At 34.4% G+C, this 26465-nt stretch carries 27 protein-coding genes, 2 tRNA genes, 1 other RNA gene and 2 pseudogenes; 9 read left to right on the top strand and 23 right to left on the bottom strand.

What is annotated here, in order from left to right; translation table 11 throughout:
- Positions 1 to 174 precede the first annotated feature (174 nt).
- A complete protein-coding gene (locus CP368_RS05120) occupies positions 175 to 1332 on the bottom strand; it encodes a tyrosine-type recombinase/integrase (protein WP_098045813.1) in 1158 nt (385 codons plus the stop codon).
- Positions 1333 to 1501: 169 nt separating this feature from the next.
- Positions 1502 to 2146, bottom strand: a complete 645-nt coding sequence (locus CP368_RS05115; protein ID WP_098045812.1) for a helix-turn-helix transcriptional regulator — start codon at positions 2144 to 2146, stop codon at positions 1502 to 1504.
- Positions 2147 to 2290: 144 nt separating this feature from the next.
- On the opposite strand from CP368_RS05115, the gene CP368_RS05110 reads away from it, so the two are divergent.
- From CP368_RS05110 to CP368_RS10965, 7 genes are all read left to right on the top strand, one after another.
- Positions 2291 to 2506 carry a helix-turn-helix transcriptional regulator gene (locus tag CP368_RS05110; protein ID WP_098045811.1) on the top strand — a complete coding sequence of 72 codons (216 nt, stop codon included), beginning with the start codon at positions 2291 to 2293 and terminating at the stop codon, positions 2504 to 2506.
- Positions 2499 to 2717, top strand: coding sequence for a hypothetical protein (locus CP368_RS05105; RefSeq protein ID WP_098045810.1), 219 nt, complete (start codon positions 2499 to 2501; stop codon positions 2715 to 2717). Before CP368_RS05110 ends, CP368_RS05105 begins: the two co-directional genes overlap by 8 nt.
- Positions 2718 to 2719: 2 nt before the next feature.
- On the top strand, positions 2720 to 2944 hold the full coding sequence (locus CP368_RS05100) for a hypothetical protein (protein WP_098044041.1): 225 nt from the start codon (positions 2720 to 2722) through the stop codon (positions 2942 to 2944).
- A 2-nt stretch (positions 2945 to 2946) separates the two neighbouring features.
- Positions 2947 to 3255, top strand: coding sequence for a terminase small subunit (locus CP368_RS05095; protein ID WP_165443896.1), 309 nt, complete (start codon positions 2947 to 2949; stop codon positions 3253 to 3255).
- 101 nt (positions 3256 to 3356) lie between these two features.
- Entirely contained in the window at positions 3357 to 4904 is a 1548-nt protein-coding gene (locus CP368_RS05090) for a phage/plasmid primase, P4 family (RefSeq protein ID WP_098045809.1), read from the top strand.
- Positions 4905 to 5336: 432 nt separating this feature from the next.
- A complete protein-coding gene (locus tag CP368_RS05085; protein WP_098045808.1) occupies positions 5337 to 5633 on the top strand; it encodes a hypothetical protein in 297 nt (98 codons plus the stop codon).
- 540 nt (positions 5634 to 6173) lie between these two features.
- On the top strand, positions 6174 to 6302 hold the full coding sequence (locus CP368_RS10965; RefSeq protein WP_255405074.1) for a hypothetical protein: 129 nt from the start codon (positions 6174 to 6176) through the stop codon (positions 6300 to 6302).
- A 253-nt stretch (positions 6303 to 6555) separates the two neighbouring features.
- Here the strand turns inward: CP368_RS10965 and CP368_RS05080 are convergent, their stop codons facing one another.
- The 3 genes from CP368_RS05080 to CP368_RS05070 all read right to left on the bottom strand — a co-directional run bounded on the left by CP368_RS05080 (position 6556) and on the right by CP368_RS05070 (position 7417).
- On the bottom strand, positions 6556 to 6927 hold the full coding sequence (locus tag CP368_RS05080) for a hypothetical protein (RefSeq protein WP_098045807.1): 372 nt from the start codon (positions 6925 to 6927) through the stop codon (positions 6556 to 6558).
- Positions 6928 to 7267: 340 nt separating this feature from the next.
- A tRNA-Gln gene (locus CP368_RS05075) sits at positions 7268 to 7340 on the bottom strand.
- 5 nt (positions 7341 to 7345) lie between these two features.
- Positions 7346 to 7417: transfer RNA gene (locus tag CP368_RS05070), tRNA-Glu, on the bottom strand.
- Positions 7418 to 7497: 80 nt separating this feature from the next.
- Here CP368_RS05070 and CP368_RS05065 point away from each other — a divergent pair.
- Positions 7498 to 8511: a serine hydrolase gene (locus tag CP368_RS05065; protein WP_087175743.1), complete on the top strand. Its 1014-nt coding sequence runs from the start codon at positions 7498 to 7500 to the stop codon at positions 8509 to 8511.
- A gap of 97 nt (positions 8512 to 8608) precedes the next feature.
- Here the strand turns inward: CP368_RS05065 and CP368_RS05060 are convergent.
- From CP368_RS05060 to CP368_RS05050, 3 genes and pseudogenes are all read right to left on the bottom strand, one after another.
- Positions 8609 to 9719 (bottom strand): annotated as a pseudogene (locus CP368_RS05060) (MFS transporter).
- A gap of 127 nt (positions 9720 to 9846) precedes the next feature.
- On the bottom strand, positions 9847 to 11187 hold the full coding sequence (locus CP368_RS05055; protein ID WP_098045806.1) for a glucose-6-phosphate isomerase: 1341 nt from the start codon (positions 11185 to 11187) through the stop codon (positions 9847 to 9849).
- Between the two features lie 76 nt (positions 11188 to 11263).
- Complete coding sequence (locus CP368_RS05050) at positions 11264 to 11878, bottom strand: VanZ family protein (RefSeq protein WP_087235342.1); 615 nt, start codon at positions 11876 to 11878, stop codon at positions 11264 to 11266.
- Between the two features lie 124 nt (positions 11879 to 12002).
- On the opposite strand from CP368_RS05050, the gene CP368_RS05045 reads away from it, so the two are divergent.
- Complete coding sequence (locus CP368_RS05045; RefSeq protein ID WP_098045805.1) at positions 12003 to 14204, top strand: LTA synthase family protein; 2202 nt, start codon at positions 12003 to 12005, stop codon at positions 14202 to 14204.
- A 51-nt stretch (positions 14205 to 14255) separates the two neighbouring features.
- Here CP368_RS05045 and CP368_RS05040 read toward each other — a convergent pair whose 3' ends face one another.
- The 15 genes and pseudogenes from CP368_RS05040 to comGA form a co-directional block, all read right to left on the bottom strand.
- Positions 14256 to 15713 carry a HAMP domain-containing sensor histidine kinase gene (locus CP368_RS05040; RefSeq protein ID WP_098044302.1) on the bottom strand — a complete coding sequence of 486 codons (1458 nt, stop codon included), beginning with the start codon at positions 15711 to 15713 and terminating at the stop codon, positions 14256 to 14258.
- Positions 15713 to 16435 carry a response regulator transcription factor gene (locus tag CP368_RS05035; protein WP_025005110.1) on the bottom strand — a complete coding sequence of 241 codons (723 nt, stop codon included), beginning with the start codon at positions 16433 to 16435 and terminating at the stop codon, positions 15713 to 15715. The genes CP368_RS05040 and CP368_RS05035 overlap by 1 nt, the downstream gene beginning before the upstream one ends.
- Positions 16435 to 16827, bottom strand: a complete 393-nt coding sequence (locus tag CP368_RS05030) for an SdpI family protein (protein ID WP_025005111.1) — start codon at positions 16825 to 16827, stop codon at positions 16435 to 16437. Before CP368_RS05030 ends, CP368_RS05035 begins: the two co-directional genes overlap by 1 nt.
- Positions 16828 to 16861: 34 nt before the next feature.
- Positions 16862 to 17827, bottom strand: a complete 966-nt coding sequence (gene manA, locus CP368_RS05025) for a mannose-6-phosphate isomerase, class I (protein WP_098036502.1) — start codon at positions 17825 to 17827, stop codon at positions 16862 to 16864.
- Positions 17828 to 17919: 92 nt separating this feature from the next.
- Positions 17920 to 18964 (bottom strand): annotated as a pseudogene (locus CP368_RS05020) (MalY/PatB family protein).
- Positions 18965 to 18972: 8 nt separating this feature from the next.
- Entirely contained in the window at positions 18973 to 19863 is an 891-nt protein-coding gene (locus tag CP368_RS05015; RefSeq protein ID WP_098045804.1) for a DUF3737 family protein, read from the bottom strand.
- A gap of 167 nt (positions 19864 to 20030) precedes the next feature.
- Positions 20031 to 20398: a transfer-messenger RNA gene (gene ssrA, locus CP368_RS05010) on the bottom strand.
- Between the two features lie 51 nt (positions 20399 to 20449).
- Entirely contained in the window at positions 20450 to 21634 is a 1185-nt protein-coding gene (locus CP368_RS05005) for an acetate/propionate family kinase (protein ID WP_087235388.1), read from the bottom strand.
- A 45-nt stretch (positions 21635 to 21679) separates the two neighbouring features.
- Complete coding sequence (locus CP368_RS05000) at positions 21680 to 22681, bottom strand: class I SAM-dependent methyltransferase (RefSeq protein ID WP_087235389.1); 1002 nt, start codon at positions 22679 to 22681, stop codon at positions 21680 to 21682.
- Positions 22682 to 22851: 170 nt separating this feature from the next.
- Entirely contained in the window at positions 22852 to 23352 is a 501-nt protein-coding gene (locus CP368_RS04995; protein ID WP_035434033.1) for a ComGF family competence protein, read from the bottom strand.
- A 7-nt stretch (positions 23353 to 23359) separates the two neighbouring features.
- Entirely contained in the window at positions 23360 to 23629 is a 270-nt protein-coding gene (locus CP368_RS04990) for a hypothetical protein (protein ID WP_025005116.1), read from the bottom strand.
- Positions 23626 to 24057, bottom strand: a complete 432-nt coding sequence (locus CP368_RS04985; protein WP_087175669.1) for a prepilin-type N-terminal cleavage/methylation domain-containing protein — start codon at positions 24055 to 24057, stop codon at positions 23626 to 23628. Before CP368_RS04985 ends, CP368_RS04990 begins: the two co-directional genes overlap by 4 nt.
- Positions 24026 to 24373 (bottom strand): prepilin-type N-terminal cleavage/methylation domain-containing protein, encoded by a 348-nt coding sequence (locus CP368_RS04980; protein ID WP_098045803.1) that lies wholly within the window; start codon positions 24371 to 24373, stop codon positions 24026 to 24028. Before CP368_RS04980 ends, CP368_RS04985 begins: the two co-directional genes overlap by 32 nt.
- A gap of 10 nt (positions 24374 to 24383) precedes the next feature.
- The gene (locus tag CP368_RS04975) at positions 24384 to 25385 is read right to left on the bottom strand and encodes a type II secretion system F family protein (RefSeq protein WP_025005119.1); all 1002 of its coding nucleotides are present in this window, start codon (positions 25383 to 25385) and stop codon (positions 24384 to 24386) included.
- Entirely contained in the window at positions 25354 to 26328 is a 975-nt protein-coding gene (gene comGA, locus CP368_RS04970) for a competence type IV pilus ATPase ComGA (protein ID WP_025005120.1), read from the bottom strand. Before comGA ends, CP368_RS04975 begins: the two co-directional genes overlap by 32 nt.
- Positions 26329 to 26465: the final 137 nt, after the last annotated feature.

Raw genomic sequence — 26465 nt, 5'->3', positions numbered from 1 at the left:
ATTCGATCTCTAAAAAAGCACCCTTAATTGTCAATGTCTTAACTTAATGACATTGCTGAAATAGCTTAAACCTTTTCTTTATTATTGAGATATTGGGGCTCAAATCACATTGTCTTAATGCCTTGGTATATCTGCATTTTTAAACCTAAAAAATAATATTGATTAGAATATTGATTATTTACCCTCTAACAGACGCACAAGTTTGTTAGTTGTATCCTTTTTCTGGTCGTCTGTAACGTGGGTATAAATATTCATGGTTGTGTTAATATCCGCATGTCCTAAACGTGCTTTAACTTCATTCATTGATGCACCAGCTTCAAATAATAAAGAAGCGTGAGTATGCCTAAAGCCGTGAATCTTAATTCTTCTTAGTTTGTACTTCTTACAAATAGCCACATTCCATTGCCGTGGTTTTGACATTGAAAGATAACCATTATTGATAGTAGAAAAAAGTAAATTATCACTATTTAAGAAGTTATAGCCTAATTTAAGCATGGTCTTTTGTTGCATTAATCTATACTCTTTCAAGTATTCCATTGTGGCTGCATCCATGTTTAAAGCTCTGAAACTATTTTCAGTTTTAGGCGTGTCTTCATACAATTCATTGTTTAAACCAACGGTAACATCTTTATTAATACTAATAGTATTATCTTTAAAATTAATATCTGACCATTTAAGCGCCAATGCCTCACCTTTACGCATTCCTGAATAAGCTAATAACCTAAAGAAAACAAAATACTTGAAGTTGTATTCCTGTGCATCCCTTAGAAAGATGTTTAATTCATCTTTAGAGTAAAAGTCGGTAAATGGTTTAGGCTTATTTTTAGCTTTAGGTGGGATAACCTTATTCATTGGATTCTTACTAATCAGTTCTAAATTATTGATGCCGTAGTTCAAAACATTATTTGTATAACGTATAAACCGCTTATAAGTCTTAGGCGCATCATTAAACCAAATATTTACGGCTTTCTGACAGTCTAAAACGGTTAATTTATCAATATACTTACTACCTAATTGCTTTAGAATATGGTCGTCAAAATAACGTGTAGTAGTAGCATATGTGCTAGTCTTAACAGTTTCACGATAAATCTTAAGCCACATCTTATAAAGCTTATTAAAAGTAATATGTCCCTTACTTTCTGGGATATACTCACCTTTAACTACTTTAAGTTGATAGTTTAAATATGCCTCTTGTGCTTCTTTCTTTGATTTATAGCCTTGTTTTCTAATTTGAATTGAATGCCCTGTTGTTTCATCAACACCCACATATAAATTAAAACCATAACGCTTTTTCCCACTAGGCGTGGTGTATTCCTTAATATCATTATTCATGTTAATAACCTCTTTTAAGTAGTACATGTGCAGGTAGACTAATCTTAAATGCTTAACATGGATTGAATATGTGGGATGCCTCATTTTAGGGCGACCCGTGGGATGCAAGATAATCAACTAACAACTAATCAGAACGAACAAGGCTTTAGAATTGCGATGTCAGCATTAATTAAAAGCTTAACGTACCATCATCTTGAATGTGATTATTAATAAATTCTTGACGTTGTAATAAATATTGCGATGGACTTTCTAGCCACTCACCATATTCATTTTGGCGTTCGGTGGTATCGGTGGTTAGCTTAGAAATTTCTATTTGCAACGATTCATTAATTGCTTTTAAAACCTCTTCCTTTGTAGTTTCAACAGGTCTAGTAACTAGCCAATTTACCGCCACACTATTAAAAACAAAAGAAAAGTTAGTATTCCAAAACTTGAAATCATCTACTTCATTAGGGCTTAGCATTCCTTTAAGTTGTGGCTCATTAGGTTCTATTTCACCTTTAGCAATCATAATTAAATCAACATTGAAACCAATATCATCCTTAACCAAGTCATAGCCACCTACTTCTTGATGTGTGGCTTTTTTGTATGCTTCTTGCAGAATAGCTAATATTTCTTTCTTTGAATATGCACCGAGTAAATAATTTCTTGAAACATCAAAGTATTTTGTTAATACTGCAATGTCTTTGTCTTTTAATTGACGTTTTCCTTGTTCATATAAGCTTACCGCCTGTCGAGTAACTCCAAGTAGTTTAGCTAAGTCATTTTGACTTAGCTTATTTTGTTTTCTTAGTTTCTGTAAATTATTCTTCATTTTTTCTCACCTCTTCTCAATATTAGTTTAAATATTAATTTGTCTTTTTGCAACACTTTTTGTTGACTTGTAAGAATTAATGATTTATATTTATTTATGTCAACAAAATATGTTGCTTTTTAAACAAGAAATGAGGTTATCTATATGAAAATCACAAATCAACAACTAGAAACGTTAAGAATTGAAAGAGGTAGACAGAATTTAACTATTAGTTCCCTAGCTCAACAGTTAGGTGTTAGCCGTTACACTATGGCTAACGTGATTAATGGTAAAACTGACGGGCTACGTTCTGAAACAGTCAAAAAAATTAATTCATGGCTTGCTGTGCATCCCACTAAGGAGGTGGCTAACCATGACTAATTACAGTGCAGACGGTTCAAACGTGGTAAATCGTTGGTATAAGGACGGTTACCTCTATTGTGCATTTGTAGACGGTACGATTATGGAATATGGACGAAATAAGATTCCTGAAAGATATATAGAGGTTATGAGAAATGAACTAGCCCAAACCGTCTACGACTTGCAAGGTGGTAAATATGACTTTGATGAATTAGAACCTATGGAGGCTTAACAATGAACGATGAAATTAAATTGCATCAAGCTTTATATGAAATGAACAGAATTGCAGAACAAATATTTGTTAGCTATGGATTATTGTCTAAGTTAATTGAAGATGTGCCAGAAGATGACCCGTCCGACCCTATTAGTACTAAAAAGATGCTGCAGCATTTAACCAATGAACTTGCTGATTATTCAACCGACTTAACAGACAATGCTAAATCAATTAAGGAGCGTTAATAATGGAGTTCAAACTAGACGAAAGCCAAGAAACAGAAATTAAAACTTATGTGCTTAACGTTGTGAGGGATGCAATCAAGCAAGCCACCACATCAAGCAAGCCATATTTAAACCGCAAAGAAATTGCTAAATATTTTGGCGTTGCTGATTCCACGATTACATATTGGGCTTCTTTAGGAATGCCAGTGGCTAACATTGACGGTCGCAAGCTCTATGGAAAAGCAAGCATAACAGCGTGGCTTGCGTCCCATGAGATGCCGTCCCAAAAGCAAAATAAAAAGCCCGTAACTATGGGCGTAGTTAAGGACTAAGCAATATTAATTGTGCAGGTAGATTAATCTTAAATGCTTAACGTTTGGAGGTAAAAACATGAACAAGGAATTAATACAGGAACTGAGGACGGTGGTGTTATATGAATAAAAAAGATAGAGGTAAGAATATGCTTAATTTAAGTAAGGAATCAGCTAAGCAAAGTGAAGAACTAGAAGAACACGAACAGCTTATTCATAGTGTTTATACATTGCCTTTAAAGAAGATCACTTACCTATTAAAAAGGTTAGGTGAAAATTGGCGTGAAGAAAATGCTGAAACCAAAAAAGGCGAAGAAGTTATTAAACGTGTACCACCTAGAACAGTAGCAGACTATTTAAAGAAAGTAATTAAATTTGCGGTTATTGGTGATACTACAACAGATTTAGAAAAAGCACCACTTTCTTTTTACAATCCTGATAGTGGTTTATACATTAAAAGTGAAAGAATACTAGATAAATTAATTTTGGCTGTAGATGATACCACAACAGAAAGACAAAGAAGAGAAATAAAAAAGTGGTTAGCTTTAGAAGCTGAACCACTTAAACAAAATAAAAATAAAAACTTTGTACCTGTAGGCAATGGAATATTTAACAAAGCTAATAATCAGTTAATTAATTATACCCCTGATTTAGTGTTTACCACCAAAGTTGCAACTAATTATATTAGTAATTACATTGAAGAACCTACTTTTAATAATTGGTCATTAAGTAATTGGTTTAAACAACTTGCAGACAATGACCCACAAAAGGAAGTATTATTGTGGCAATTAATTGCAACGGTTGTACAAAACAAAGCTAATAGCAATGTTTTATTTTGCCTAATTGATAACGGACAAGGTAGAACAGGCAAAAGCACATTTGAACAATTACTAATGAATTTAGTAGGAAAAGATAATTATACAGCCCTCAAACTATCAGAGTTTGACAATGATTTTCTACTCGCTCAAGCCTATGGTGCATCCCTCATTATTGGAGATGATAACCCACCACTTAAATATATTGATGATGGTAGTACGTTAAAAAGCGTAGTTACAAATGAACTTGTATTAATTAATCCAAAAGGGATGCAACCATTTAGTGCAAAGTTTAATACTACAGTTATTCAAAGTATGAATGCTTTTCCTAGATTTAGAGATAATACAGGCGGATTATATAGGCGTTTTAGATTAATCAAATTTAATCATCAATACCCAGATACACCAGCAGGTAGAAAGATAAAGGAAGAGTATATTTATAACAAAGGTTTATTAGAGTGGCTACTAAAAAAGGCTTTAACCATTGATGTTAGTTCTATTGTTGATACTAACGAAAGTAAAGAAATGGTAAATGATATTCAAATAGAAAGCGACATAGTTAGGGCTTTTGTTGTCGATGTGGTTAGTGATTTAACTAGCACTAGAATACCAGCTAAATTTTTGTATGAATTATTTGTTCAGTATGCAGAAGCAAACCATAACCCTACAAATATGACACAAAACACATTTACTAGAAGATTAAAACCAATTCTAGAAGAACAAGGTTTTAAATATGAAAGAAGAAAATTAGCACCACTTAATTATTTTGAAAGTAAGGACGCTAGATTGTTACCAGAATATTTGGCTAAATTTAGTAAAGAATGTAATAGACAGCAACCGCTTTACTATAAATAGTGTTACTAACTCCAACCATTGATACATAAGGGATAACAATAAATTTTCACTTTTAATTATTAATGACATTTATATTTTTGTCGTTTAATTGTCGTTAAAATGTCGTGTTTTATAAATGCTTATATATCAACGTTTTTATATTATTAAATGACAAAATGACAATAAATATATATAAATAAGATATACAAATAAAAAAGTATAAAAAAGTAATAAGAGTAAGAAACTTAAAAAAGTTTGTCATTTGTCATTTAAAACAGTTTTATTCTTACTCCCCCAATGGTTTTAGTATATTTTTCGTATTGTCATCTATTGTCATCTTTGTCATTTTAGTCAGTTTAATAATAAAAATGTATTTGAATCAAACTCAAAATCCGCCAAGGCAAAAAACCACCCCTACGCCAATAGCGGTGGTATAATGGAGGAATTTTATTAATGACATATAACAGAATGACTATGAATAATTTTAACTTTATAAATTTTATTGATGACATTAAAACAAAATATGGTTATGCCGTGGCTAAAAATACTCACGATTCAATGCTAAAACTTAAAGAAGTAGCAATGACATCCGATTATTTAGACGAATTGAACTCACCACGGTATGTAATTAGATTGAAGTTACATCCGACTACTGGTAGGCTGATTGTTGAAACCATTAACGATAAAATGCAAGGATACCGTTATACATGTTCACCAGATCGTATACATAGACATCGAGCAAAATATTAATTATTAGGTGTGTCCCATTTCAGGGATGCGCCTATTTTGTTATCATGATAGTAAGAAGTCGGTGGTTAGCTAAAGATGAAATTGACATCATTGATCTTTTAAATACTTCAGAAGTATTTAGAAAACCCTTAGAAAACCCATTGTTAAACTTGTCAAAACCTGTCAAAACTTGACATTTAATTATGCTGACATTTGCTGACTTCATTAACCGACTCAAATTTGAACTCGGCGGATTTACTCAATAATGAAACGTTATTCAGTTTCTAAATCCGTCTAATTGATTTAAAAACAAATGCGTCTGACGCATCTGTTTTCTAAATACAGATTTACTCAACTAATTCTATTTTGGGACCTTAGCTCTACTTATACAAATAAATACTAATATAATTCTCTACCCTTAAAATGACCGTTTTGGGGGCTTTTTACTTACTTAGAAAACCTCATGTAAATTAAGTCATATCAATGGTTAGGGCAATTTTAATTGATGGCGAATTCGCACAATTTAGGGTAGACAAAAGTAGACATTTAGGGGCTTTTTGATTGGGAGAAATTGTTAAGATCTTGGCTTTTGAGTCAGATTATTTCCGCATTTTTCCTAATGTGGTGGCTTTTTTAACCGTGCCTAATCCAGCACAACTGTTTGAGCTGCACGTACTGGAACAGATTTAATAAATACCAACTGTGGAAATATTCAGGTTTATTCAGGTTTTCGCCCTTAAATGTTGCATCCCGAACGGTGGCTAATCGTTGATATTATCACAATCACGGTTAACAAAATCTAACATTTTAGGGCTTTTTTGCTGAACTGATTCTATTGCAGAAAAAGGCAGATTTAGGGGCTTTTTACCATTCTAGTATGTCTGTACATTAGCCATAATAAAAAGGCTGTACACCCTCATAAAATTAACGTGACAGCCTTGTATTAATCGAATTCCACCAGTGGGAAAACTTTATTTTTAATTTGTTCTTGTCTGAATATTTCAGCAAACTTTTTTAATGCTTGGTTGGCTCTCTGATTGCTTGTACATTTACAATATCCAATCATTTCTCTTACATCGATCATCCGTTTACGCTTAACAAACCGTTCTACAATAATCGTTCTATAGGGAAGCTGTGGCGTGTCTTCAAGTTGATTGATAGTTAACCATGTTACGGCGAAAATATTCCAATAATAGCCAATACGGCTTTTATCTTTTAAATTAATATCGGTGGTTATCTGGCTACCAGACAACAAATATAATTTAGGATAATCATTTTTAAAGAAATCCCTTACGCCCTTGTTGTATTTAATCATAATTAATATTCATCCTTGCCTTGATTCAATACCTTTTAGTTATATTTTACCTAAAAATAAAACCAACGCTTTTTATCGTTGGTTCATTGGTTATTAACATAAATATGATATATGTTTATTATATCATGGCTAAACATCTAAGATCAGCCCACCTACACACTAAAATAATTTCAACTAGACCAATTTTATATTTTTTGGTGCTAGTAAATGCCAGTAAAAATATTGCTTAGAATATTGTATTATTTTGCTTATTTTCACCTAATTTCAGAAAATCGTAAAAAACAAAAATGCCTTAACACTGGGCTTTTAAAGCTTTCAGCATTAAGACATTTTCCTATTATTGAGATATTGGGGCTCGAACCCAAACATCCAGGAACCAGAATCCTGTGCCTTACCAATTTGGCTATATCTCAATTAATCACCCGTACGAGAATTGAACTCATAACTCCACCTTGAGAGGGTAGCGTCTTAACCATTTGACCAACGGGCGAGTCAACATTAATAATTATGCTTTTTTCTTCTATGCTTGTCAAGTCATTTTGTCTATAATAATTGAGTGGATGGTGAAAAATGATCGACTATAATAAAACACAACATTTAATTGAATCAATGGTCTTTGAAAGAGTTGTACCGGGCGTAAACTACACTTTCATTAAAGATAAACAAATCTTTACCTCAACGACAGGATTTGCTAGTATCTACCCCACCGTGACTCAACTTAGTCCATTTGCTGAATATGACTTGGCTAGTCTAACTAAAGTCTTAGCTACTGAAAATGTACTTTTAAAGCTTTATGATCAAGGCAAGCTTAATTTTACCGAGCCTTTAAAAGAGTTTGTCCCAGAATTTAAAGATTCGCGTATTCGTCTTTATCATCTTTTAACTCACACCAGTGGTATTCGCGGTTGGATTCCGCATCGTGATGAACTGGATCATGATGAATTACTAAAAGCAATTATCAATTTACCCGTAACTGACGAGTTTGAACATAAAATGCGCTATGCAGATACCAACTTCATTTTATTAGGCTTGGTTATCAAAAAGATTTTCAATCAACCTGTACAAGACGTTGCCACGCAAGAAGTATTCAGCCAAATGCCGCTGACTCACACCACATTTTCACCTAAAAAAGATGCTTGTGTACCAACTGCAATCGTTGATGGACAGGTCTTACAGGGCATCCCACATGATCCTAAGGCACGACAATTAGGTGCAGATTGCGGCTCCGCCGGACTTTTCTCAACCATGCAAGATTTAATCACCTTCAGTCAAGGTTATCTCGGACTAAAAAAAGAGATATTACCTTACAGTCAAAAAACTGTTAGCCTGCTTTTTGATAATAAAAATCCAGCTGGTGTAAAGCCTCGCTCTTGGGGCTGGGATCTACGCTTTGATCCTAAAAATCATTATCCAATCATTTTACACACCGGTTTTACCGGTACATTAATGATTTTGGATCGCGTTAAACGATCAGGCTTAATTTTATTAACCAATCGAATTCATCCTACAGGTCATAATACGGTTTTTCTTGCAATGCGAGAAAAAATTATCCGTAGCTTTTTAAAAGAAAATAACAAGATATAAGAAAAAAGGACGACTGTGTGTCAGCCGTCCTTTTTATCTCTCACTAAATTTCATCATTCATATACTATTATAACTTATTTTAAAGTAATTGTCTTACTTAATTATTGTTTTCTGCTTTAAACATTTTCCAATCACTAAAGATAATAATTAAACTAATGATCACTGTAAAAATAAATGCTGCTTGACTTCCCTGAGCCGTTCCTAATGAATAAGTTATATTAGGCTTTTTTTGCCAGATAGATATAATCACAGCCAAGATAGTTGTTCCAACGGAGCCAGCTAATTGTTGACTAGTTTGACAAACAGCCGTAGCATCCGCACGCAATTCCCCTTTTTCTACCTTAAGCGATTCTGCTAAAGTATTGCTAAAGGACATTCTATGCCCTAACATCATGATGCCGTAAAAAATGACAATCATCAATACACTTAAATTCAAGCCAAAAATCATGAATAATAAGCACCCAAGCATCATAAAACTGCCACCTAAGTAAAGTGGCAATTTAGCGCCCTTTTTATCATACAAGCTGCCAAAATAGAGGATTGGTGATTCCCTTACTAATTTGATTAACGCCCACAGTTAACGTAATAAAAGTGCTGGCTAAAATTATAAACGTTAGCCAATCAAAATCGCTTTTAACTTGTTCATGATATTTGCCAATCACTAGAACACCTGCGATGAAAACAATCAAAGCAATGATAGTCGCAAAAATAAAAATCCAGCGCCAAGATAGATAAAAATTAGTAATTCCACCAAAAGCAGGACCTAAAGTTGGAGCCATAGCGACTACTAACCCAGCAATTCCCATATAAACGCCCCACTTGTCGCGTGGAATAATCTCGGTAACCAAATTAAACATTAACGGTGTACTAATTCCTGCACCTAATGCAGAGATTAAACGTCCTAAAAGCAAAATTGAAAAATTAGGCGCAAACGCACTAATTACGCTGCCGACCATAAAACCACCACAAGCTACTACAAATAGTTGTTTAGCAGTAAAGCGTTCATTTAAATACGATGAACAGATCATAATAATTGCAATGGTTAAAAGGTAGCCTGTAGTAGTCCATTGAACAGTATCTAGAGCTACATTAAATTGTTTCATCATCGTAGGGAAAGTTACATTTAAACTAGTTTCTGTCAAAATTCCCACGAATGACATAAACGCTGCCGATAAAATAGCTAAAATATTTTTAGTTTTTTCTTTCATACAGATCCCTAATTTAATCTTCCAAACAAAAAGAGTAGAAACCTCAAAAAAGTTTCTACTCTTTCTTTAATTAGCTAATGCTAACTATATTCAACCGCATACTATCAAATATGCTGAGTAAAATTAATTATTTAAGACGCTTAGTTAAGTCGTCGTGTAAGTTCTCGTAACCTGGCTTGTTAAGAAGACCAAACATGTTACGCTTGTATTCTTCAACACCTGGTTGGTTGAATGGGTTAATACCATTCAAGTAACCTGAAATAGCAATTGCTAATTCGAAGAAGTAGATCATGTACCCAAGAGTGTGTTCAGTTTGATCTGGAATGTTAACAGTCATAACTGGTACGCCACCGTCAGTGTGGGCTAAAACAACACCTTCGTAAGCACGATCGTTTACGTAGTTCAAGCTCTTGCCTTCCAAGAAGTTAAGTTGATCCAAGTTCTTTTCATCGCCAGGAATCTTAACATCGTGACGTGGTTTTTCAACACGGATAACAGTTTCAAATAAGTTACGAAGACCTTCTTGAATGTATTGACCAAGTGAGTGTAAGTCAGTAGTGAAGTTAGCACTTGATGGCCAAATACCCTTGTTGTCCTTACCTTCTGATTCACCCATCAATTGCTTGCACCATTCACCGAACATTCTAAGATTTGGTTCATAGTTTTCAACAATTTCAGTAGTGTAACCCTTGCGGTAAAGGATGTTACGAAGAGCAGCGTATTGGTATGGTGAGTTCTTGTGAACATCAGTATCAGTGTAATCTGCACGAGCATCTGCAGCACCCTTCATCAAAGCATCGATGTCAGCACCTGCAGCAGCAATTGGAAGTAAACCAACAGCAGTAAGAACACTGTAACGACCACCAATATCATCTGGAACTACGAATTCTTCGTAACCTTCTGCGTCAGCTTCAGTCTTCAAAGCACCCTTTTGACGGTCAGTAGTTGCGTAAATACGCTTAGCAGCTTCTTCCTTACCGTACTTCTTGATCAACTTATACTTGAAGATTCTGAATGCTACTGATGGTTCAGTAGTAGTACCTGACTTAGAAATTACGTTAATACTAAAGTCCTTGTCGCCTACCCATTCAATCAAGTCGTAAAGGTATGAACCTGAAAGTGAGTTACCACAGAAAACAACAGTTGGCATGTCTGTCTTTTCCTTGCCGTAGAAGTTGCTGTTCAAAAATTCAATTGCAGCTTGAGCACCAAGGTATGAACCACCAATACCGATGCAGACCAAAACTTCTGAATCATTTTGGATCTTCTTGGCAGCCTTCTTGATACGAGCAAATTCGTCTTTGTCGTAATCTACTGGCAAGTCAAGCCAACCACGGAAATCATTGCCAGCACCAGTACCATCACGGAGTTCAGTGTTAGCAGCATTTACCATAGCTTGCATTTCGCCTAATTCATTTTCATGAACAAATGGCGTTAACTTACTACTATCAAAATTAATTAAACTCATAAATCTGCTTCCTAACTATTATAAAAATTTCACATCCTTATTTTAACAATCTTATTTATCGAATACCAGTATCATTTTACAAGCGCATACATAATTTTTTGAAAAAGAGATAAATCAAATAGCCTAAGATCGCACCACACGTATTAAAGAAGACATCATCAATGTCACTAACACCAGTTGATAATAAAAATTGCAATGTTTCAATGACAATTGAAAACAGCATCCCCATCAAAATAGTTTTAAAAAATGATTGCTTCTTTGAAAAAACAATTGGAAATAATATTCCAAACGGCACAAAACACATAATATTGCCCAGTGAATTGTAAAAGAAATCTAACCTGCTTGGCGCATAAACTAATTTCCACGTTTCCTTCATAAAAACTAAATTAACATCACTCAACGGCCTATTAAAATTAAACACAAGTTGCCATGGAAAATAAGTATCTCTGAACGTTGTCAACATTAAAATCAAAATTAGATAAAATGCAAAAATCCAAACACTAACTTCCGATTTAATTGATCGTCTTCTTCTAACAAAAAGAAGCCAGATCAACCGTAAAACCGCAAAAATAAGAAAGTAAAAGAAGGTTTTATCTAATGCTAAAAAAGTTAATTTAACTAATGCAAAATGATTAATACTAGTCGCATAACGTTCTGCTAAAAAATTATAAAGTGGGCCGAAAAACAGCATGCTTTGCCTCTTTCTAAATTATTCCTTCTAGATTATAACCATTTTTTCAAAAGGTAATTATTAAAAAATGCATAACTCTTGATAAATCGTTGTTTTAAGCAGAAGGAACCTTTAAAATTAAAAGATGTTAAAGGAGAAAAATATGAAAAAGAAAATTAGCAATTTTATTCAAACAAGAACTGGATTTTTGGTTCTTTTGGTATTTTGGTTTTGGATAAAATACATTTTTGCCGCTTATTTCAACTTTAATTTAGGTTTATCGGATCCTTACCAGCACGTTATCATGTGGCTCAGCCCGATTGGGACTGCTGTAATTTTGATTAGTATTGGCTTTTACATCCCTAAACCTATTATTTCCTATATCGCCATGTTAATCATGGATTTTGCAAATACTGCTTTGCTATTTGCAAACATTATCTACTACCGGCAATTTACTGATTTTTTAACCATTAAAACAATGACTAATGCTGGCAAGGTCTCCCAAGGCTTGGGTAAAAGTACTGTTGCTTTACTCCACCCTACCGACATCTTAATTTGGATTGACCTTATCATTATCATCATCCTTTTGGTTATTCATAAAATACGAATCGATCAAAAATCATACGGGCTGTCAACTCCCATCGCTATTACTTCAGTTGGAGCATTGATTACTACTTTGAACATCTTTCTGGCTGAGACTTCCCGTCCACGCCTTTTAAGAAATACCTTTGACCGTTCTTATGTAGTGAAATATTTGGGAATTGATACTTTTACTGCTTATGATGGTTTCAAGAGCGCACAAAACGTTCAGGTAACCAAAAATGCTAATGCTTCAGATCTAAATGAGATTTTGAATTTTACCAATAAGATTCATTCTGCTCCCTCATCCGCACATTTTGGCGTAGAGAAAAATAAAAACGTAATTGTCATTCACTTGGAAAGTTTTCAACAGTTTTTAATTAACCTTAAGGTTAATGGCAAAGAAGTGACACCGTTTTTAAATTCACTTTATCGAAATAAACATACTTTGAGTTTTGATAACTTTTATCATCAAGTTGGTTTAGGTAGAACTAGTGATGCTGAAAACATGTTAGAAACCAGTACATATGGGATTGCAGATGGATCATTATTCACTTCACTTGGTTCTGAGAATACGTTCCAGGCAGCTCCCCAAATTCTGCGTCAAGATGGGTATACTTCTGCTGTATTCCATGGGAATGTCGGTACTTTCTGGAATAGAAATGATGTCTATAAAAATATGGGCTATAACTATTTCTTTGATAAGAATTATTTCAGTACACAAAATAAAGACAATATTGGTTACGGTTTAAAAGATAAGCTGTTGTTTGCCGAGAGCATCAAGTACCTAGAACAAATGCAACAGCCATTTTATGCAAAATTCATTACTGTTACTAACCATATTCCATTTGATCTAGATAAGGATGATCGCGATCCTAACTTTAAGACCACTAAAACGAGCGATCAAACTATTAACAACTATTTTGAAACTGCTCATTACTTAGACGAAGCAGTTCATGAATTTTTCAACTATCTAAAAGCTTCTGGCCTCTATAAAAATAGTATGATAGTAATCTATGGTGATCACTATGGATTAAGTAATTCCGAAAATGAAACCTTAGCTCCAATTATTAATGAAAGTGCTGATACTTGGAACACATATAACAATGTGCAAATGCAAAAAGTTCCATTCATGATTCACGCTGATAATTTAAAAGGAAAAATCAGTCACGAAATTGCTGGCGAAATCGACGTTCTTCCAACCTTGCTTCACCTACTTGGAATCAGTAATAAGGGCTATGTTCAATTTGGTAGCGACATGCTTTCTCCTCATAGACAAGATTGGATCGTCTTTAGAAATGGTACTATTGTCAGCTCCAAATATATTATCGTTGGAGGCAAGGGAATAAAAGGAACAGTTTACAATCGAATTAACGGTAGACAAATTATTAATTTTAGCCCGCAGGAAAAGAAAGAAATTACCGCTTTAGCTAAAAAAGCTAAAGATTCTCTTCATTATTCTGATTTGCTTAATAATCATAATTTACTACGGTTTTACACTCCAACAGGTTTTGTACCGGTTGATCCAACTCAGTTTAATTACTCTACTAATTATCAAAAGATGATCTCAATCAGACAAGACCTAGCAGATAGTTCTACTTCACTTTACAGTGAAAATCATAACCGTTCTACAACCAAGCTCTATAAGACTGATGCTTCTGAATTGCACAATCGTGAAAAAGATATTACTAAAGTGCCAGAAGAAGTACTTAAGAATCAATTAACCGAGCAAAATAAAAGTAGCACAGAAAAAAGTGATAAAAACTAAAGAAAATTAAAAGGCATTCAGCTGTATAAAATTGCAGCTGAATGCCTTTTTCTATTCATCTTTGCTTATAAATTGTTCATAGCCTTTATCATAAAAGATAACCGTAAATGTTGATCCTTTGCCAGGTGCAGAAGCCACTTTTACTTTACCACCGTGCTGTTTAATCAATGAGGAAACAATGGCCAATCCTAACCCAGATTCGCCTGTGCCCATCCTCGCTCTTGATGGATCAGCCTTGAAAAAGCGTTCAAAGATAAACTTAGTTTGGTCTTTACTCATGCCGATACCATCATCCTTGACAGATATTTCACTAGCATGTTCCAATCTTTTACCAGAAATTTGAATGTGACCATCATGCGTAAATTGAATGGCATTTTGAACCAAGTTGACCATCACCTGCGTAAATCGATCACGATCTGCATAAATTGGCAATTTTTCTGGACCAGCAACACTAATTTCGTCTTTAGCCTTTTGAGCATTTTGTTTTAACTGCGACTTTAAGTCATGCAGAATTGGCATTGCATCAAAATCTGTTTTAATCAACATGATCTGATTATTACGGATTTTTTCATAATCCAAATTTTCATTAACTAACCTAATTAAACGTTTAGTCTCACGTTGCATTAAATCAATAGACTTAGGCTTAGATTCTTCCGGAATGGCGTCATACTGCAAGCCCTCCAGAATGCCATTAATAGTTGTCAAAGGTGTTCGCATTTCATGAGCTGCATCAGCCATAAATTGATCACGCCGCTTTTCTTGTGCCCTAACTTCTTCATTTGATTGCTTAAGTGCCTTAACCATTTTATTAAAGTTTTCAGCCAGCTGATCAATTTCATCACTGTCTTTATGAGCGATCTGTACATTGAAGTTTCCTGAGGCAACTTTTTGCGTTGCCCGAGACAACCGTTTGATTCGTTTAGTTGAATAATATGAAATGATAAAGCTAAGAATAAGTCCAACTGCTACAGTGATTAACAAAGCCCGCAATAAATTGCGCTTAGCCATATATATTGGTCGCTCAACATGTTTTACCCTAGAACTAATCCACGCTATACCAACCAAATTTTTTCCATTCATCCAGGGGACTAAGACACCAGTATATGCGTCCTTAGTTGAACCAATTGGGGAATTTTCAGTATGGTTATTCTGGATGCGAATCTCTTGTCCATTTTGCAAAGTAGAAAAAATCTTATCAGACAATTGAACTTTGGCATTGACCCGAGGATAAATTTGCGTATTTTTATCATCAAAAATACGTAAATGAACGTCATCTCCACGCAATACAAATTCTAATTGATTCAAGAAATTATCATTTAGTAAAGCTGTGCCGTTTTTGCCATCCGTTTCAGCTAATTCTCCCAACGAATTAGCATAACTTTCCATTCGTTGATAATTTTGCATGTAAGCCTGATTACGGGCATATCCGATTTCTGAATAACCAATAATGGAAATCGTGGTTACGATAATCAAAAGAAAGCCCAGCATGTTCTGATAAATTAATTTCATTATTTGACCTGCGAATCGTCAAACTTATAGCCGACACCCCAGACTGTTTGAATAACTTTGGCGCCAACTTTTTCTAATTTTTGCCGCAATTTTTTAATATGAGCATCAACGGTTCGTTCTTCACCATAATACTCATATCCCCATACTAACTCTAATAGCTGATCACGTGAAAATACTTGCTTAGGCTTTTGAGCCATCGTATACAGTAAATCAAATTCCTTAGGTGTTAAATCGACTACCGGTTGATCATCAAACAAAACTTCTCGTCTATCCTTAGAAATTTTTAGATGAGGTGTTTGAATTTCATATTCCTGATTAGTATTTTCTTGCGTTTGAACATCTTCTTCCATCATCACACGACGATGAAGGGCCTTAATTCGTGCAATCAGGGCAATTGGACTAAATGGCTTAGTCACATATTCATCAGCACCAATTCCTAATCCCAGAACTTGATCTGATTCACTGCCCCTAGCAGTAAGCATGATAATTGGAACAGTAGGAGAAATAGCCCTTACTTCCTTAGCAACCTGAATCCCATCTTTTTTTGGCAAATTCAGATCTAATGTAATCAAATCATACTTATCTGCATTTTCTTTAAACATATCGACGGCTTCGACACCGTCGACAGCGATATCTTGCTGCCAACCTTCTTTTTTGAAAAACATTCCCATCATTTCAGCGACAGAACTGTCATCTTCAACCATTAAGATTCTCAAACTCATTATCGATCCCTAAATCCTTTTGTTCTTTGACGTTTTACTTGATCGGGATCGACATAGTCATGTGGCAATTCATGTCTTTTACTTAAAAAAGATTTGAGACTTTTTTCAGTAAAGACAATTGGCAATAAGATAAATAAATAAAAAGTTAATAGCCAAATGAGAAAATAGCGATCCCAATTCAAATAGTGAATAATTAACCCTATTACGACTTGAATCAAGCCGAATAAAATACAATATAAACTTGCCCTTCTTTGAGCAAACTTAAAACTATCCTTGTTAACTTGCGCTAGATAAGATAAATAGCCATAAATCCGATTAGGCTTCTTGGCTGGTGAAATCAACCAAATAATTCCAATCACTGCCATTATTGAACCACAAGCGACATAGATCACAATTTCTCACTCCTAAATCTGATAAAATAAACGGTTATTCCTCACCAGGTGCAGACATAACTATTCTCATTTTACCAGTGAAAGTGAATTTCTTCATCTCATTTGGAATAATTAAATTAGTTCCTAATTTCAAATCATATGTTTTGCCATCAGCTTCAAGTTTTCCTTCGCCTTTAATGACTGAAACTAAAAGATATGGATGATCCTTTAACCCTGTTTTCCAAGTACCATCAAGGTCAATTTGCCATAAGTAGAAGTGTGGTGAAATTGGTGGTTCTACCAAAGTCTTAATTTCTGCATCTTGATCCTTGCTGGTCTTAATATCAAGCTTAGGATCAACATGAGGTACAGTAGTTACATCAATTGATTTTTGCGTATGAAGTTCACGCTTTTTACCGGTCTTCTTATCTACTCGATCATAATCGTAAAGACGGTAAGTAACATCACTTGATTGTTGAGTTTCAATTACCAAGCAACCCTTAGTCAAAGCATGGATTGTACCTGCTGGAACGTAGAAAAAGTCGCCAGCCTTAACTGGAACTTTTCTGAGCAACTTGTCCCATTCACCCTTATGGATCATATCAGCTAATTCTTCACGAGTCTTAGCATAATGACCATAAATAATGTAGGCACCTGGGTCTGCTTGCATGACGTACCAGCTTTCAGTCTTGCCGGAATCATTTTCTACTTTTCTAGCATAATCATCATCTGGGTGTACTTGCACTGATAAATTATCATTGGCATCCAAGAACTTAACCAAAAGTGGAAATTCCTTAGCCTTAGGATTACCAAATAATTCTGGATGTTTTAAATAAACATCTCTTAAAGACATGCCCTTAAGTGGACCTTCAGTTACTACTGAAGCATCATCCTTATAGCCAGAAATAATCCAAGCCTCACCGACTTCTCCTTCTGGAATATCATAGTGAAAAATATCATCTAATTTGCGTCCGCCCCAAATCTTTGGTCTAAAATACGGGGTTAAAAATAATGGTTCCATTTAAATCACCTCACATAAAGTATATACTTTGAGGCTATAAAAATGAAACCCTTTTCTTAATTATATATCTACCTTTTTGTTTACATGTAAACCTATTTGCTATACTTAAGGATTCCTTCTACCAATCGCTTCATTCCGTCTTTTACCATTGCTAATGGGCAGGCTAAATTTATCCGAATGAAATCTTGTCCGTTACCGCGATAAACAATACCTGCTGAAACAATTAGACCTGTCTCTTTTCTCAAAAAAGCAGCAAAATCTGCAGAATTATCAGTCACTTTCTGTACATTAATCCACATCAAATAAGTGGCATCCCCAGAGACAACTTTTACCTCAGGAACATTTCTTGAATGAACTGACTGACATAATCAAAATTCTCATTTAACTGTTGCTTTAACTTCTTCAGCCAATCATGCCCCTCTTCATAAGCAGCATGAAGTGCAGCCACAAAGTCTTGCTTGGTGAAACCAAAGAAATCACATTGCTTTTAGCTTCAATTGAAAATGCTGGTGTATAGCCCTGTCCTTTTCTGACCAAGTCACCATGAATCTCATCCGAAAGCAAAACCACATGGTGTTTTTGACATAATTGTGCAATTTTTTGAACTTCTGCTTTAGTCCAAACCTTACCAATAGGATTGTGAGGATTACAGAAAATCATTAACGTAGTGAGTGGATCAGCTAATTTTTCTTCTAAATCTGTCCAATCAATGCTGTAATGTTCACCATCAAACACTAAATTACTTGATAAAACATGGCGCCCATTATTCAAAATAGAGTTATAAAAAATATTGTAAACAGGCTCTTGAACTAGAACACTATCGCCAATATGCGAAACACGCCGCACAATCGATGAAATCGCGGGCACAACTCCCGTGGTAAAGATCATCCAATTGGTTTGCGGACGATATCCATGTTCTATTTCATACCAATCCGCTACCGCATTAAAATAATCAGCTTGTGGCCACTCATAACCAAAGGCACCTAATGAAACTTTTTCTTTCATTGCCTTAATGATTTCCGGTGCTGTTTTAAAATCCATGTCGGCAATCCACATCGGTAATTCACCTGGCTTAACATCCCACTTTACTGAATCCGTATGACTACGATCAGGTGCATTTTTAAAATCATATTCCATTATTATCACTAATCCTTTGGTTTTTGATTATTATCTGAATGCTTTACCTTTGAAATTATCTTTGGACAATTGATTTTCGTTTTTTCAGGATCAATCTTATTTGAATCCATAGTTAAAATTCCAATTTCTGGCGCTACAATTTTACCTGACACGGAATTTTTAACACTATCAATTTTACTAGTCACTTCTACATCCATATCTGAAACATATTCAAAAGCTAAATCAGTATGAATAAGTGAACTATTTTTAATTTCAATATGATCAATATAATTTAATCCTTGATCACTTTCGATTTTACAATTAATGAATTTAATATTCTCAGTATTCCAAGTTAGATACTCACCATCAATTGTTGAATCATAAATAGTCACATTTTTACAATTCCAAAAAGCATCTTTAGAGACAAAAGTTGAATTGTGAACCTCAATATTTTCAGCACCATCAAAAACATAATTACCAACTACACTCACGTGATCTAGATATATATTCTTGCTACCCTTGCCAAAATAGTCGCCATTAATTTGTGAATTAGTAATTCTAATATCATTACAAGTCCACATCGTTTCTTCTGCATTGGCAAAATGAACATTGTCCAATCTAATATGACTTGCTCTTCTAAATAGTTTAGGCGCTTGTAAAGCACTATTCTTAATAGAAATGTTTTTAGTATACCAAATTCCACTCCTAGACATTATTTCAAAGGTAGTATTTTCTACTTCTACATGATCGTCATACCATAATGGATACTTCCATGTAAAAATTGAATCTTTTAATCTGACATTATTTACCTCCTTTAAAGGAGATTCACCGTGACCAAAGGTAATGCCTTCAAGTTCCGCATCATTAATGCCATAAAGTATTCTTTCCCCTTCAAAGTATTTATTTTTGTATTTAATCATTCGCTCACCTATTATCTGTAAAAACAGTTTTCTTTAGGTTCCATTATAAATAGCAGCTTTTATAATGTTTAATACTTATTTTTAGGGCAAAGCTATAACTAATTATTATTAATAAATAAAAATAAAAGTCTTGCTAGGAATCATATCCTAGCAAGACTTTTACTATTGTATGGAGATGAGGGGAATTGAACCCCTGTCCAAACGCATTCCGTCACTGACCTCTACGATCATAGTTATATTACTTGAACTTCACTAGCCCAAAACGCCATATAACAGGGCTAGGATGAGCTAGCTAACCTGTTAAGACTCTTTTCAACTATTCAGGTGAGGTAGTTAAACGTAACTCGTTAAAGTTGATACTCAGTGTCAGCCACGAGTAAACCGACAAAGAGCAACGCATGCGCTAAATTAAGCAGCTAATGCGTAAGAATTTTTGTTATTTGCAGTTATATTTAACTGTAACGTTTTTACGTAGACGTAACCTACGAATCGCAGTCAATGCGAATCTACGCCTGTCGAATCCCAAAACATCCCCTTGAGACTCTACTATTGTAGCATAGACAAATGAATCCTGCGAATAAAAAGCTTAATTAATATCAGTTAAACGAACTACATCACGTTCAATGATTAATTCTTCGTTAGTTGGAATAACCATTGCCTTTACCTTAGAATCTGGCTTAGTAATGAAATGTTCGCCGTTTTCTTCATTTGCTTCGTAATCTGGTTCAACGCCCATGTATTTGAAAGCATCCATTACTTCTTTACGTACGCCCATATCATGTTCACCAATACCAGCAGTAAAGATAATAGCATCAACGCCGCCCATTTCAGCAATATATGAACCAACGTAACGCACAATTCTATTAATGAAGATTTTTCTAGCTAACTTAGCACGATCTGTGTCGCTTTCACGAACATCACGCATATCTGGAGAAATACCTGACAAACCAAGTAAACCAGATTTGTGATTCAAGATATGAATCATTTCATCCATTGACTTACCTTCAACATGCATCAAATGTTGAATAAGTGATGGATCAATATCACCACAACGAGTTGCCATCGTAATACCAGCAATTGGACTAAAGCCCATTGAAGTATCAAATGATTTACCGTCTTTTACAGCAGTAACTGAAGCACCTGAACCTAGGTGACAAATAATCAACTTCAAGTCTTTTAGATCTTTACCAAGCATCTTAGCAGCATGAGGTGCAGTATAACGGATTGATGTACCGTGGGCACCATACTTGCGGACGCCATATTTTTCATAATATTTATAAGGAAGAGAATATAAGTAATGAACTGGATCTAGAGCGCGGTGGTAAGTAGTATCAAATACAGCTACTTGTGGCACCTCTGGCAATACGTTCATAAATGCTTCAATTCCACGGCCTTCAGCTGGGTTATGAAGTGGAGCGTAATCTTCTAATTCATAAATCTTAGGCAAGTTTTCCTTAGTGATAATAGTAGAATCAGTAAAGTATTCACCACCATTAACTACACGGTGACCCACACCAACGATTTCATGTAAATCATCTACTACATTGAATTGCTTCAAGAATTTAATTAATAAGTTAACTGCAGCTTCTTGATCGGCAATTTCTGTTTTTTCTACATGCTTACTGCCATCAGCCAATTTAATTTCAAAGGAAGCATTGTCTAATCCAACACGATCAGCCATACCACTTGCAATAACTTTTTCATCTGGCAATGAGAATAATTTATATTTAAAAGATGAACTACCAGAGTTAATTGCCAAAACCTTTTTCATAAAAATAATTTCCTCCTCTTTCAATAAAAGTTAAGTAATCCCGAATTAATGATTGATTTTAGTATACCACTCGTTCAATTTGACATTAAAACGAATCAAAGCCTCTTCTTTCTTCAAAGAATCTAGTTTAGTTAACAAAACTTCACTAGCCTTGGCATCTTCTCCATGATTTTGGAAAACAAGGATCGACTTTTGATTAAATTTATTTTTAAACATGTCATCAGGCAATTCGACAATGGCTTTCAAATATACCTTTTTCGTTAACCATGGCATAAAATCAGCACCAATCTTGCCTGATAAAATTGATTTAGGAACAACTAAAAATGCATAACCCGCAGGTTTTAAGTTCTTAATTATTTGTTCAATTAATAGTAAGTGTGCAAATGAATGACCTTTTTCTGCTCGATTTTCAAATTTTTTAGCATTTTCATCAACTGGATAATAGCCAATCGGCAAATCGCTTACTACTACATCCGGATTAGAACACATCCATGGCATTAATGCATCTTGACAATAAAGTTCAATGTCAAAGTCATTCAAGTGTGCTGCCACATCTGCTAAGTTAAGCATTTCTTCATCATTATCAATTCCGACTAATTGATAGTTATCTTTAGAATGGTTTAAGGCCTTTAATTGTGAAATGATTGAAAACAGCAGAATTCCAGTACCAATTGTAGGATCAACTATTTCAACCTTTTCATTCTTCACCAATTTATGCATTAACATTGCAATTACAGTTGAAATTGCTGGTGGTGTTGGCATCTTATTAACATCAAAGCCATCATCATTAATTGCTTTTAAAGTTAAAAAAGTAAAAACTTGCGCCTTATCTTTTTGACTAATCTCATCATAATCAAGTGACTGATATTTTTTACTTAATTCTGCAACAGTTTGTTCATCTGGTGCACCATTTTCGACTTTGATTTTACCTTGCTCTAAATTATCAAATGTTTCAACTAAGGCTTCTGTAAATGAAACATTCAGGGCTTTTTGCAAAGTTTGTACGCAATCTAAAAATTGATTAAAAAGTTTCTCAAATTTTCCCATAACGTCCCTCCATTACCTCCATTATTTTAAAGAAAGGAAAGAAGAGGTGCAAGGAAAGTTATTTACCAGACAAATATTTGATAATCATCAAATTATTCTCCATGCTTGCGCAATAGACTTCTTGATACATTTTGATAAAAAGCAAAGTCGTAATTAAAACTAAAATGCTGCTAAGCAATGCGCTTCCTTTTATTTTTAACAATCTTTTTCTCTCTTTCTGGTTTAGGTTCTTCATCAAGCTTGAAAACTAAATCTGATTTTCCTTTATTTTCTTCTACTACATGAATGATAATTTGATCTTTTTTAGTGACAAACTGAGCCGATTTTATATTGAAAATAAGCGGCATATATCCACCCCGCCCAGCTCCTGCTTTTGATACCTTTAAAACATGATTTTTTAAATAATATTCAATCGCATACTGTTCTTTTTCATCATTTTTATTAACTCGCATAAAAACTATCCTATTGCTTTTGGAATCTTTCACGATTGGATAAACAGTTTTCGTATCCTCAGTATGCATAAAATTATTCAACTGCACATATGCATAAGCAATATCATTTACATGCTGATTTTCATGCATGTTGGCTCTTTTAATACTTAACAGCAGATTTTGCAAAATGGAAAGGACCAGGATAGTAATAAAAAGAGAAAAGATGACTTCTGCTAACATGAATCCTTTAGTCTGCAATCTTGTATTTTTGGTTAGTATTTTTATCATTAAGATAATGCTGCCCTATCCTTTCATAAACGTGATCATGTACCGTTATCTGATCCAGATTGTTGGCCTTTAACACATGATAGGCATAGACACGATCAGTTTTTAATTCCATTTCACGACCATTTTTTTGACTTTCAGCAACAGTTAAGTAAAGGCAACTTACAGCAAATAGTGAAATGATAATGGCAATGGCGCTTTCGAATATAAAAAATCCCTTTACTTTTTTCATTTTGCCATTCGTCCCCATAGCATTTGATATTTCACAGCTTTTTTCATCCCATAACCGCTAAACGTTATTGTCCCAGGAACAGAGCGTCCAGTTTTAGTAAAAACAAATTTGTTCAAACCTTTAATATCAATATTTTTATCAATATTTACTTGCTTTTCATGACCACCACCGATTAATTTTATATAATGTTGATCCTCGGAAAAAATGACGGTAACGGCATGTCCCTTTATCGTGCTAATTCGAGATGCTTGATCAAGAGCAGCATTTACTTCTCTTACTGTATTATCAAAAATTAAACGGTGTTGATATTTTTGCAGTTGTAAACTGCCAATTAACAGCATCCCGCAACAAATAGCTAAAGTAATCATCGTTTCAATCAAAGTAAAAGCTCTATATTTATTTCTTATTAATCTCAGTAACTTTGCCATTTTCTAATTTAAAACTCTTATTTGCCTTTTTTACTTGATCTTTAGTTAAAAATTCACCCTGTAAATCTTCAAATTTGCTAGGTGTATCGTGTCCATCATCTTTATACATTTCCACCTGTGTTTGCAAAGTAGTCTTAAAGGCATCTGAAGTTCTCGTTTCTGCCTTTTCCTTTTGATTCAACATATTTGGCATAATCAACACCATCAAAATGACGATAATAGCAATCACAACCACCATTTCAATTAGAGTAAAGCCCTTTTGTCTACGGCTTTTAGCTAAAATATTTAACAAATATTTCTTCATTTTCTTTTTCATATTTTTCTCCTTAAAGTCCTTGCATCATTGAATACATTGGCATTAATAATTTCAAATACATGCCAATCACGCAAAAGCCAATCAAGATAAAACAAAATGGCTGTACGTTAACAACTAATTTTTCTATTTTTTGAGTTAAATCAATAAATAAGCTACGCCCTAACATTAAGCAGCTTTGACTTAAGTTTTTTCTTTCCGAACCTGTTTTAAGCAAAACTAACAAGCTATTCGGTAAAAAGACTTCTTGTTCTACGATCTCTTCCAAATTTGTTCCTTCAGCTAATTGATGCCCTATTTTTTGTCCCAAGGCTTGCTGCAAGGATCCTTTTTCCTGCTTTGATGCGTATTCACACATTTTTTGCAATGAAAAACCACTGGCTAAAAGCATCCCAATGTCATACACGAGCAAATAATTCACATATAGCAAAATCACTGGTCCAATAATGGGATATTTAGTTAATCTTTGCATTGAGTCGTAATCCTGTTTGTTGAGTAAAACAATTATTCTTGCTAAAAAATATATTCCAGCAAGTACAACTCCAATCAATCCTAGCATGACCAAATCACCAGAATGCTCATTACCATCGCTAAATTGAGTAGAAATAAATGACTGCATAAAAGCAAGTAAAATCACCATCATAATTGCTAGGACAAATGGATAGGATAACTCTGCTCGCAATTTTTTAACTTGTTCTTGCTTGAGTCGACTAAGAATAGATAATTGATTCAAACATTCAATTAAGTTTCCTTGCTGCAATGCCAAATTAACCTGCGTCACCGTTGTTTTTGAGAAACCTAATTGAATTAATTCAGCACTAAAACTATTCCCATCTTTCATTCGCTTAACCAGTTTTTGCATTAGTTTCTTTTTCTTTGGCCACAAAACAGGCATCAGCTCTATCGAATTAATCAATGAAAAACCATTTTCTAAACTATGTTTTAAATAATCTAAAAAAACGAGTTGTTCTTCGCTATTTAGCCTATCCTTCTTTGAATTGCTCATATATTTCATCATCGATTTTCCCTCCTTTCCGCAACAACTGCATATTCTCTTGCCAATTAACGAAGTCACTGCGCACGCTTAGCTGCAATTCCTGATTTAAAAGTTCGCCTTTAGCAATATCCATTAGACACTGCATCCCTACTGCACTAGGCAACAGCCTTTGGTAAGACACAGCAGTCAAGCAATTAGCTAATTCATCATTCTTGATGCCTAAACTCTCCAAACGTGAGATAGTCTGCAAAGTACTTTTAGCGTGAACCGTCGCAAAAACTAAGTGTCCACTCAAAGCTGCATCAACTGCTAATCTTGCCGTACCTTGATCACGAATTTCTCCAATAATCAAAATATCTGGACGGTGTCTCAAAGCTGCTTTTAATAAACTTTGATAGTCAATTCCGGCTTCATTATTGACTTGTGACTGCAAAAAAGTAGGTTCATGAACTTCAACTGGATCTTCAATAGTCATTACTACTTTATTGGGACTTAATTTTTTTGCGACTTCATACATCGTAGTTGTTTTGCCTGACCCAGTGGGTCCACTAGTCACGATCAATCCTCGATGCAAAGCTGATCTTTCTAACGATTCTATTTGCTGAGGAAAGAAATATTTACTTTGCTTAATCTCATAAATTATTCTAATGACCAGTGATTCTTGATCTGAAAAGTCACCCAAACTAGAAAGACGCAAATAATATTCTTTTTGATCAACCTCGTAAGCCATTGCTCCTACTTGAGGTCTACGATGTTCTGCAATGTCCATCTGAGCGCTATATTTAAAGAAGTTAATAGTTTCTTGTCCCTCATTCAAGGAAAGGTCGGTTTGGGTAATTACACCTTGGTTAGTTCGAAACTGTACAACCATCGTTTCCTTTTTCGGAAAAAAGAAAATATCACTCGCCTTACTTGAAATTGCGGAAGTGAGTAATTCATTGATAAATTCCTTTGTTTTCATAAAAATCCCCCTTTTTTGCCTCACACTATTTAATACGCAAAAAAAGGCGATTTTTTTCTGAGAAATTTTAAAAATTTTATTCTCGCCGATTGTAAAATCAAATTGAACACTTTAGAAAAATAAAAAGTCCATTTGGA

Origin of the sequence: Lactobacillus sp. UMNPBX17, from assembly GCF_002553735.1 — a bacterium.
GTDB lineage: Bacteria > Bacillota > Bacilli > Lactobacillales > Lactobacillaceae > Lactobacillus > Lactobacillus gallinarum.
This window is presented reverse-complemented; position numbering and strand designations above follow the sequence as displayed.